This is a genomic window from Sphingomonas sp. Ant20, assembly GCF_000783375.1.
Classification (GTDB): Bacteria; Pseudomonadota; Alphaproteobacteria; order Sphingomonadales; family Sphingomonadaceae; genus Sphingomonas; species Sphingomonas aerolata.
Genome location: NZ_JRVI01000072.1, coordinates 1 through 10,470, shown reverse-complemented (window position 1 = coordinate 10,470; position 10,470 = coordinate 1). Strand labels below are relative to the sequence as shown.

Here is a 10,470-nt window from a genome sequence, read left to right as displayed (position 1 = left end):
CGGCGGCGATCTGGACAACGGCATAGAGACGGCGGCGGCCCGGCCGGTCGACGAACGGCTGGACCAGCGCCTCGGTGCCGAGCGCGTCGTCCTTCCACAGATCGACGTGGCGCCGCGGCTGGAGCAGCCCGAGCAGTCCGTCGCCGACCATGAAGATCGCCGCCATCTCCGCGGCGCGGGCGGGCCACGGGTTCACCTGCGCACGCAGGAGCCCAGGGTCGGGCGCGGCGACGGTCGCGGCTGCTGGGCCCCCGCTTTCGCGAGGGACCGGGGATGCGTCGGTCATTGCGGTTTCGCCTTCGCTGCCTGTGCGGATTTCCACGCGGCAACCTCCTCGAGCGCGATGCTCCGCCGCAGGACCAGCGCATCGGGGTCGATCACGACATGCGCGCCCTTCGGCACGGCGAGCGTCGCGGTGCCCGTGGTCATCGGCAGCGTCCGCGTCTTGCCGTCGACCTGCACCTCGACCGGTAGCGGGAAGCGGCCATTGCCCGGCACCTTCCACGCCAGCGTCAGCGTGGTGCCGGTACGTGTCTCGATCAGCTCGGGCAGCGCCGCCTGGCGAAGGTACACGTCGAAGAACCAGCCATAATCCTTGCCGGTGACGCGGCGGACGATCGCCTCATACTCCTTGGTCGAGCCGAAGCGGGGGGTGAAGTTGCCGGGCTTCGGATCGGGGCGGCCATAGACCGCGCGGCGCGTCACGTCGAAAAAGGCGGTGTCGCCGATCAGGTTGCGCAGCGTGTGCAGCATCCACGACCCCTTGTTGTAGATGTCCTGCCCGGCGCCGCCCTTGTCGAGCTCGTACACCTCCTCCTCGGTGGTGATCCGCTGCTGGGTCATCGGCATGCGGTTCATGATCGCCCCGCGCTCACCCTGCAGCATCGTCGCATAGCGCGCGCGCCCCTCGCGCCACTGGCCGTAGAGCGGCTGCATATAGGTGCCATAGCCCTCGTGCAGCCAGTAATCGTCCCAGTTGGCCGCGGTCAGCTGGTTGCCGAACCATTCATGCGCGAATTCATGCTGGAACAGCCAGTCGAACCCCTCCGGCGCTTGGCATAGTCGTTGCCGTACGCATTGATCGTCTGGTGCTCCATGCCCTTGTGCGGGGTCTCGACGACGCCCAGCTTCTCGTCGCCGAACGGGTAGGGGCCGATCATGCTCTCGAAAAAGTCGAGTGTCGGGGCGAATTCTGCAAACAGCTTCTCCGCCTGCGGCTTCTCGCCGGGCAGATACCAGTAGAACATCGGAATGCTGTTGCCGAAGCGGCTCTTATAGGTGCCGCGGACCTCCTCATACGGCCCGACGTTGAGCGCGATGCCGTAGGTGTTGGGGTGCTTGGCGCGCCAGTTCCAGGTGGTGCGGCCGTCGGCGAACGTGTCGACGCCGACCAGCACGCCGTTCGACGGCGCCTTCAGCCCCTTGGGCACGGTGATGTGGAGATCGACCAGCGCAGGCTCGCCGGTCGGAAAATCGAGGCACGGCCAGAACAGGTCGCAGCCATAGCCCTCCGCCGTGGTCGCGAACCAGGTGCGCCCGTCGGGGGTCTTCGACCAGACCATGCCGTCGTCCCACGGCGCCTTTACCGCGACATGCGGCGTGCCCCCATAGGTGATCGTCGCGGTCACCTTCCCGCCCGCCGGCACCGGCCGGGGCAGCGTGATCGTCAGCCGCCCCTCCGGATTGGTCCAGGCGGAGGCGGGTAGTGCGACGCCGTCAATCGCGATGGCGCTCACCGGCAGGTTGCGGTCGAGATCAATCGGCAGCCGCGCCACGGCCGCGCGCGCGGTAAATTGGAGCGTTGCCACGCCGTTCAGCCGCTGCGCATCGGGCAGCACCTCAAAGGCGAGGTCGGCATGGTCGAACTGCAGCGCGGTCTGTTCGGGGGTGAGCACACCCCCCGAACGCTGCGTCTGCGCGGTGATAGCGGGTTCCCCCTTGCGCGGCAGCTGCGCGGAGGCCGGGGGGAATGGCGAGCAGCGCGGTGCAGCTGGCGGCGAGGAGGAGGCGCGGGATCATGCGGCGCGTTGTTGCGCGGCGGTCGGATCGATACAAGAGCGATAGGCGCACCCGTGATAGGACGGCACGGTGTGACGGAGTCCCGGACCGCGTGTGGGGGCGCTTCGGCGATTACGTAGCCCGGCGATTGATGGATCCGCCATCCTCACCATATAATGAGCTGACGCCGACCTTGTTCGGTCCGGTACCGGAGCTTGCATGACCCACTATCCCGTTCTTCCGTTGCGCGATATCGTCGTGTTTCCGCACATGATCGTTCCGCTGTTCGTCGGCCGCGAGAAATCGGTCGCGGCGCTCGAGGCGGCGATGGCGGCAGAAAAGGAGATCTTCCTGGTCGCGCAGCTCGACCCGGCCGAGGATGATCCCGCGCGCGACGATCTCTATACGATGGGCGTGACCGCGACCGTCCTCCAGCTGCTGAAACTGCCCGACGGCACGGTACGCGTGCTGGTCGAGGGCAAGGTCCGCGCGACGCTCGAGACGCTCGACGAGAGCGGTGACTTCCTCACCGCCGAAGTCGCGACGGTGGCCGACACCGAGGTCGAGGGGCCCGAGATCGCGGCGTTGATGCGCTCGGTCGTCGACCAGTTCGAGAATTACGCCAAGCTCAACCGCAAGCTGCCCGCCGAGACCGCGACCCAGCTGTCCGAGATCACTGAGGCCGCCCGGCTGTCCGATGCCGTAGTCGCCAACATCCAGATCAAGGTCGCCGACAAGCAGGCGATGCTGATGCAGACCGACCCCGCCAAGCGCCTCGAAATGGCGTTTGCGGCGATGGAGGGCGAGCTCGGCGTCTTGCAGGTCGAGAAGAAGATCAAGAGCCGCGTCAAGCGCCAGATGGAAAAGACGCAGCGCGAATATTACCTCAACGAGCAGTTGAAGGCGATCCAGCGCGAGCTCGGTAACGAGGGTGACGAGGGCGAAGGCGACGAGATCGCCGAGCTGACTCAGAAGATCGCGACGCTCAAGATGAGCAAGGAAGCGCGCTCCAAGGCGACCGCCGAGCTCAAGAAGCTGAAGACGATGGCGCCGATGAGCGCCGAGGCGACCGTCGTGCGCAACTATCTCGACGTGCTGCTGGGGCTCCCCTGGGGCAAGAAGTCGAAGATCAAGAAGGACATCTCGGCGGCCCAGGCGGTGCTCGACGAGGATCATTATGCGCTCGAGAAGGTCAAGGACCGGATCATCGAATATCTCGCGGTGCAGGCGCGCACCAACAAGCTGAAGGGGCCGATCCTGTGCCTCGTCGGCCCTCCGGGCGTCGGCAAGACCTCGCTCGGCAAGTCGATCGCAAAGGCGACGGGTCGCGAGTTCATCCGCCAGTCCCTGGGCGGCGTGCGCGACGAGGCCGAGATTCGCGGTCATCGCCGCACCTATATCGGCTCGCTGCCGGGCAAGATCGTCACCAACCTGAAGAAGGCGGGGGCGTCGAACCCGCTGTTCCTGCTCGACGAGATCGACAAGCTCGGCCAGGATTTCCGCGGTGATCCCGCGTCGGCGCTGCTCGAGGTGCTCGACCCCGAGCAGAACGGCAAGTTCCAGGATCATTATCTCGAGATCGACCTCGATCTGTCGGACGTGATGTTCGTGACGACCGCGAACACGCTCAACCTCCCCCAGGCGCTGCTCGACCGGATGGAGATCATCCGCCTCGAGGGCTATACCGAGGATGAGAAGGTCGAGATTGCCGAGCGGCACCTGATCGCGAAGCAGATCGAAGCGCACGGCCTCAAGGACGGCGAGTTCGTCCTGACGCAGGAGGGGCTGCGCACGCTGATTCAGCAGTACACCCGCGAGGCGGGCGTGCGGACGCTCGAGCGCGAGATCGCCAAGCTCGCGCGCAAGGCGCTGCGCCGGATCCTCGAGGGCAAGGCGACGAGCGTGACGATCACGCCCGACAACATCGCCGAGTTCGCGGGCGTGCAGAAATATCGCCACGGCCTGTCCGAGACCGAGAACCAGATCGGCGCGGTCACCGGGCTCGCCTGGACCGAGGTCGGCGGCGAATTGCTGACGATCGAGAGCGTCACCGTGTCGGGCAAGGGCGCGGCGAAGCTGACGGGGACGCTCGGCGACGTGATGAAGGAGTCGATCGAGACCGCGTTCAGCTACGTCAAGGCGCGTGCGCCGAGCTATGGCATCAAGCCGTCGCTGTTCAACCGCAAGGACATCCACATCCATCTGCCCGAAGGCGCGACGCCCAAGGACGGGCCGTCGGCGGGTGTCGGGATCGTCACGTCGATCGTCTCGACGATGACGGGCGTGCCGGTCCGGCGCGAGGTGGCGATGACCGGCGAGGTGACGCTGCGCGGCCGCGTGCTGCCGATCGGCGGGCTGAAGGAGAAGCTGCTCGCGGCACTGCGTGGCGGCATCACCACCGTGCTGATCCCGCAAGAAAACGAGAAGGACCTCGCGGACATTCCGGCGAACATCAAGGAGGGGCTGAAGATCATCCCCGTTGCCCATGTCGACGAGGTGTTGCGGCTTGCCCTGACCGAACCGCTCGAGGCGATCGAGTGGACCGATGCGGACGAACTGGCGGCCTTGCCGCCCGCGCCGATCCCGCCGGTCGGGGGTGGTCTTCACCACTGAGCGCATCCGGCGCGGTATTTCGCCGCGTCACGATGGCCGTTACCGAACCGCGCGGTTAGAGCGTCGCGCGGCGGTTTCGTTTGACAGCAGACGATACCGCCGCGTTACTGCCTGGAAATTGGCGCCGCGATTCCATCGCTGCCGATTCGGTATTTGTTTGGGGGATTAACTGTATGAACAAGCAGGAACTGATCGCGACGGTCGCGGACACGTCGGGGCTGGTCAAGGGCGATGCGGTCAAGGCCGTCGAAGCCGTTTTCGACGCGATTTCGGCCGCGCTGAAAAAGGGCGAGGAAGTCCGGCTGGTCGGGTTCGGCACCTTCTCGGTCTCGAAGCGCAAGGCTTCGACGGGACGCAACCCGCGCACCGGCGAGCCGATGACGATCAAGGCGTCGACCCAGCCCAAGTTCAAGGCGGGCAAGGGGCTGAAGGATTCGGTCAACTGATCGACCGATCATGACCGACAGGGCTGGACAGCGCGGCATACCGCGCTTAAAGGCCCGCTTCCGAACCAGTTTCGGGCGCGTAGCTCAGCGGTAGAGCACACCCTTCACACGGGTGGGGTCACAGGTTCAATCCCTGTCGCGCCCACCAGATTTACGCCGGTCCTCTCCATTGCGAGCGGGCCGGCGTTTCTGTTTTCGGGGTTCTTTCAGTGCCTTAGTCGATCTTTGGCGCTTCTGTGATCGACTGCGTGAATGTACTAGATCGGCATTCTGCATTTCACGCTGCGCCGCAGCATCCCATATATGATGCGTCGCACAATTCTAAGGAGCTACCCCATGTCGATCATCGGCACCCAGCTGAAGCCGTTCACCACCCAGGCCTATCGCCAGGGCAAGTTCATCGAGGTGTCGGACGCCGACGTCACGGGCAAGTGGGCGGTCTTCTTCTTCTACCCGGCCGATTTCACGTTCGTCTGCCCGACCGAGCTCGAGGATCTGGCCGACAATTATGCCGCGTTCCAGAAGATGGGCGTCGAGGTCTACAGCGTGTCGACCGACACCCATTTCTCGCACAAGGCCTGGCACGACACGTCGCCGGCGATCGGCAAGATCGATTACACGATGCTGGGCGATCCGTCGGGCACCATCACGCGCAACTTCGACGTGATGCGCGAAGGCCAGGGCCTGGCCGATCGCGGCACCTTCGTCGTCGATCCGCAGGGTGTGATCCAGCTGATGGAGATCACCTCGGAAGGCGTCGGCCGCAACGCGATGGAGCTGCTGCGCAAGGTCAAGGCCGCACAGTATATCGCAGCGCACCCCGGCGAGGTCTGCCCCGCCAAGTGGGAAGAGGGTGAGACCACGCTCGCCCCGTCGCTCGATCTCGTCGGCAAGATCTGAGCCACTGACGGAGCCGGTCGCCCGGCTTCGTCACCAAAGGGGGAGGGGTTCGCTCCTTCCCCGGCCTGCCGGACTTCGGTCTGGCAGCCACCCTGCCGCATGACGCCCTGATGTCGTGCGGCACGGTGGACTCCGGACCCGGTCTGGGGTGACGATTTTCGCGACGGCAGCCCGCCGCGCGTCCCTTTCACCAGACAGGAGAGCGTCCGTGCTCGATGTGAACCTTACTGCGCAGCTCAAGACCTATCTGGCGAACATCGTCCAGCCGATCGAACTCGTCGCCTCGCTCGACGACGGCGCCAAGTCGCGCGAGCTCGAGGGCCTGCTGACCGAGATCGCGGCACTGTCCGATTCGGTGACGATGGTCCGCAAGGATGACGACAAGCGCCGCCCGTCCTTCATGATCCGCCGCGCCGGGACCGATATCGGCGTGCGCTTCGCCGGCATCCCGATGGGGCATGAGTTCACTTCGCTGGTGCTCGCACTGCTGCAGGTCGGCGGGCATCCGTCGAAGCTGACGCAGGAAGTGATCGAGCAGGTCCGCGGGCTCGACGGCGATTTCGCGTTCGAGACCTATTTCTCGCTCAGCTGCCAGAACTGCCCCGAGGTGGTGCAGGCGCTGAACCTGATGAGCGTGATCAACCCGCGGATCAGCCATGTCGCGATCGAGGGCGGCGTGTTCCAGGACGAGGTCACGAACCGCAACATCCTGTCGGTGCCGGCGATCTTCCTCAACGGCGAGCCGTTCGCGCAAGGCCGGATGAGCGTCGAGCAGGTCGTCGCGAAGCTCGACACGGGCAGCACCGCGCGCGCGGCCGAGAAGATCGCGGGCAAGGATCCGTTCGACGTGCTCGTCGTCGGTGGCGGCCCCGCCGGCGCGGCAGCGGCGATCTATGCCGCGCGCAAGGGCATCCGCACCGGAATAGCGGCCGAGCGCTTCGGCGGTCAGGTGCTCGACACCATGTCGATCGAGAACTTCATCTCGGTCGCGCATACCGAGGGGCCCCAGCTCGTCGCGCACATGGAGCAGCATGTCGCCGAATATGGCGTCGACGTGATGAACCTGCAGACCGCGAGCAAGCTGATCCCCGCGACTCAGGTCGGTGGTCTGCACGAGGTGCAGCTCGCGAGCGGCGCGTCGCTGAAGGCGCGGACCGTGATCCTGTCGACCGGTGCGCGCTGGCGCCAGATGAACGTGCCGGGCGAGGAAGCGTATCGCAACAAGGGCGTGACCTATTGCCCGCATTGTGACGGCCCGCTGTTCAAGGGCAAGCGCGTCGCGGTTATCGGCGGCGGCAATAGCGGCGTCGAGGCGGCAATCGACCTGGCGGGCCTCGTCGCGCATGTCACGCTGATCGAATTCGACAGCGATCTGCGCGCCGACGCGGTGCTCCAGCGCAAGCTCGCCAGCCTGCCCAACGTCAAGGTCGTCACCTCGGCGATGACCACCGAGGTGCTCGGCGACGGCAAGCAGGTGACGGGGCTCAGCTACAAGGATCGCAACCACGATACGCTGCATCAGGTCGAGCTCGAGGGGATCTTCGTGCAGATCGGACTGGTGCCCAACACCGAATGGCTGACCGACACGGTCGCGCTGACGATGCGCGGCGAGATCGAGGTCGATCACCGCGGCGAGACGTCGATCCCCGGCGTGTTCGCGGGCGGCGACGTGACGACCGTGCCGTTCAAGCAGATCGTGATCGCGATGGGCGAAGGCTCGAAGGCGGCACTGGCGGCGTTCGACTACATGATCCGGCTCGCGCCCGAAGAGCAGGACGCACTCGCAGCCTGAGGGGCGGGGGGCTTCTCCCCCGTCCGTCATCCCGGACCCAGGGTCACGCGCGTCGGCGTTCGTGGCTCTGGATCCTGACTTTCGTCAGGATGACGATATGTGTGGGGCAAACGTCACCCGCCGTCGTCATCCTGGACTTGATCCAGGATCCAGAGTTGCGGGCGGTGGCGCGTGTGGCTCTGGGTCCTGAGGTTCGTCAGGATCACGGTGTGGCGAGGCAGCGGCCGAAAATCTCGCCAGCACAAATGAAAAAGGCCGGGGAAATCCCCGGCCGTTTCCTCACTTCTTCTTGGCTTTGCGCGCCGCATATTTGGCGTCGCGGAGCGCCTTCTTGTCGGCGTCGGACATTTGCGACTTGGCTTCTGCCTCGAGCGCACGGGCTGCAGCTTCGGCAGCGGCGGCCTTCTTGGCGGCCTTGGCCTCCTCTTCGGCGTCGCGCTTGGCCTGGCGCTTGGCGCGCTCGGCCTCCTCCTTGGCGGCGCGGGCGGCGGCGCGCTCGGCGGCGACCGCCGGATCGATCGCAGGCTTGGCGCGCAGTTTCTCGAGCGCCTTCAGCTTCGCGTCGTTCGCAGAGGCGGTACGTTCCTGAAAACCGGGGTCCTTGAAAGAGGCCATACTCGTCGAAAATTCCTGTAATCGCGGTGAAATCCGCGGGATTGCCCGGATAAGGGCCTTGCTAGCGTCCGTGCCCCTTAAATCATTGTGCCGCGCAGCGAAAGCGGGGTGATGCACCCCGGGCCCCCGCGATACCGTCCGTCGTCGTCCCGCCCCGGCTCGGCGCGTACCTCGCGGCCCTGGTGTCACATTGCTGAAACACCGCCGTCACTCAGCCGTCATCGAAACCGCATCTCGCTGTCATCTACGCCGCCTAACCGCCGTTGAGAGATCGGCAGGGGGACCCGAGTCGATCCACGCAATCAATGATCGACCGGGAGTTCCGTGAATGACCAGCTTCAAGCGCATCGGCCTTATCCTGCTGACGAGCACCGCCTGTGCGGCGCTGTCGGCATGCGGAGGCGCGGACAGCGTCGCGTCGCCGGGTGCGGGCACCATCGTGATCCCGCCGGCAACGCCGACCCCGACGCCGACCCCCACGCCGACGCCGACGCCCAGCGCGATCACCGCGGCACAGTTCGCCGCCCCGACCACGGTCAACACCATCACGATCACGCCTGACGAGCAGCTCGCGGTCGTCAACGCCGGCACGAACAACAATGTCAGCGGCGTCAGCACCGGCCTGAACGGCCTGTATCCGACCTCGGCGACGTCGCTCACCACGCCGATGGATCCGTCGACGCTCAACAGCTTCTTCACCAGCACGAACTTCGTCGGCGCGCTCAACGGCCCGACCGACACCGCGTTCCAGGGCTGGACCTGCAACTCGACCTCGGCCGAATTCGGCGGCTCGGGCGCACGCTGCACCGCGGTGCCTTCGGTCGGCGCGGTCACCGCGACGAGCGTCTGCCCGACCGGCACGACCGATGACGGCCTGGTCGCGACGTTCCGCGCCTGCCGTCTGCCGACCGTGATCAGCGGCACGCTGACGCTGCCGAAGATCGCCGGCGTCTTCTACCGCCTGCGCGGCCAGACCGAGATCGGCACCGATGTCGGCACGACCGGCGCGGACAATGGCGCGATCCTCAACATCGAGGCCGGCGTCGTGATCGCCGCGGATTCGAGCGAGACGACCAACGACCTGCTGATCGTCAACCGCGGGTCGAAGATCAACGCGGTCGGCACCGCCACCGCGCCGATCGTCTTCACCTCGCAGCAGAACCTGGCGTCGAACGGCGTCAGCGACGCGACGCAGGGCCAGTGGGGCGGGATCGTCATGCTCGGCCGCGCACCGGTCGCGGTCTGCGCCACCGGCACCGGCCCGAACAATGCCGCCGGCAGCAGCACGACCTGCCAGCAGGCGATCGAGGGTGTCACCGGGCGCTTCTATGGTGGCCCGACGGCCGCCGACAGCAGCGGCACGATGCAGTACGTCCAGATCCGCTACAGCGGCATCGCGATCAGCGACGGCAACGAGCTCCAGGGCCTGACGCTCGGCGGTACCGGCTCGGGCACCACGCTCAACCACATCCAGAGCCACAATTCGGCGGATGACGGCATCGAGATCTTCGGTGGCACGAGCAACCTGAAGTATATCGCGATCACCGGCGCGGACGATGACGGCTTCGATATCGACAATGGCTATCGCGGCTTCATCCAGTTCATGATCGCCGCCCAGCGCACGCTCGGTGCGACCGCCGACTCCTTCTCGACCGAGATCGATTCGAACAATGCCGAGGACCTGCTGCCGCGCACGTTCGGCCGCTACGCCAACTTCACCTTCATCCAGACGGCGCTGGCCCCGGCCGCGATCCGCCTGCGTGGCGGTGCGGACATGACCTTCGTCAACGGCGTGGTGAAGACCCCGGCCAACGTCGCCTGCGTCAACATGATCGCGGGCGAACAGACGACGGGCGGCCGCACGACGGTCCGGCCGGCGGATGCCGCGCTGCAGGACGTCGGACCGCCGTCGTTCAGCTCGGTCTACTTCGCCTGCCAGGGCCGCTGAGGCGGGCGCCAATTGAATGCGCCGTGATGCCGGGGCGGTCCTTGGGGGACCGTCCCGGCATTCGCCTATGACTTTACGAATCGGGATTACAGGCCATGTCCAAGCGCCGCGCCTACGGAACACTGCTCCTCCTCACCTCGACGCTGGTCGCGCCCGCC

The 10,470-nt window shown here is 66.2% G+C and carries 7 protein-coding genes, 1 tRNA gene and 1 pseudogene; 6 read left to right on the top strand and 3 right to left on the bottom strand.

The window, feature by feature from the left end; translation table 11 throughout:
* The coding region (locus NI18_RS22355; protein WP_128082194.1) for a hypothetical protein at positions 1–286 on the bottom strand (286 nt) is incomplete at its 3' end.
* Positions 283–1,949: pseudogene (locus NI18_RS11155) on the bottom strand (M1 family metallopeptidase). The pseudogene NI18_RS11155 and the gene NI18_RS22355, both read right to left, overlap by 4 nt.
* 268 nt (positions 1,950–2,217) lie before the next feature.
* Between NI18_RS11155 and lon the strand changes: the two are divergent.
* The 5 genes from lon (at position 2,218) to ahpF (ending at position 7,749) form a co-directional block, all read left to right on the top strand.
* A complete protein-coding gene (lon, locus tag NI18_RS11150) occupies positions 2,218–4,611 on the top strand; it encodes an endopeptidase La (RefSeq protein ID WP_037529948.1) in 2,394 nt (797 codons plus the stop codon).
* 173 nt (positions 4,612–4,784) lie between these two features.
* A complete protein-coding gene (locus NI18_RS11145; RefSeq protein WP_031438963.1) occupies positions 4,785–5,057 on the top strand; it encodes an HU family DNA-binding protein in 273 nt (90 codons plus the stop codon).
* A gap of 73 nt (positions 5,058–5,130) precedes the next feature.
* Positions 5,131–5,205 (top strand) — tRNA-Val (locus NI18_RS11140).
* A gap of 188 nt (positions 5,206–5,393) precedes the next feature.
* A complete protein-coding gene (gene ahpC, locus NI18_RS11135; protein WP_031396422.1) occupies positions 5,394–5,957 on the top strand; it encodes an alkyl hydroperoxide reductase subunit C in 564 nt (187 codons plus the stop codon).
* A 208-nt stretch (positions 5,958–6,165) separates the two neighbouring features.
* Complete coding sequence (gene ahpF, locus NI18_RS11130; RefSeq protein WP_037529947.1) at positions 6,166–7,749, top strand: alkyl hydroperoxide reductase subunit F; 1,584 nt, start codon at positions 6,166–6,168, stop codon at positions 7,747–7,749.
* A gap of 279 nt (positions 7,750–8,028) precedes the next feature.
* Here the strand turns inward: ahpF and NI18_RS11125 are convergent, their stop codons facing one another.
* The gene (locus NI18_RS11125; RefSeq protein ID WP_031396424.1) at positions 8,029–8,364 is read right to left on the bottom strand and encodes a DUF6481 family protein; all 336 of its coding nucleotides are present in this window, start codon (positions 8,362–8,364) and stop codon (positions 8,029–8,031) included.
* Positions 8,365–8,692: 328 nt separating this feature from the next.
* Between NI18_RS11125 and NI18_RS11120 the strand changes: the two genes are divergently transcribed.
* Entirely contained in the window at positions 8,693–10,312 is a 1,620-nt protein-coding gene (locus NI18_RS11120; RefSeq protein ID WP_037529946.1) for a hypothetical protein, read from the top strand.
* Positions 10,313–10,470: the final 158 nt, after the last annotated feature.

What these genes read in the sequence shown, in the direction of transcription:
- NI18_RS11120 (WP_037529946.1), top strand. Translation starts at nt 8,693, where the DNA reads ATGACCAGCTTCAAGCGCATCGGCCTTATCCTGCTGACGAGCACCGCC.
- NI18_RS11145 (WP_031438963.1), top strand. Translation starts at nt 4,785, where the DNA reads ATGAACAAGCAGGAACTGATCGCGACGGTCGCGGACACGTCGGGGCTG.
- ahpC (WP_031396422.1), top strand. Translation starts at nt 5,394, where the DNA reads ATGTCGATCATCGGCACCCAGCTGAAGCCGTTCACCACCCAGGCCTAT.
- lon (WP_037529948.1), top strand. Translation starts at nt 2,218, where the DNA reads ATGACCCACTATCCCGTTCTTCCGTTGCGCGATATCGTCGTGTTTCCG.
- NI18_RS11125 (WP_031396424.1), bottom strand. Translation starts at nt 8,364, where the DNA reads ATGGCCTCTTTCAAGGACCCCGGTTTTCAGGAACGTACCGCCTCTGCG.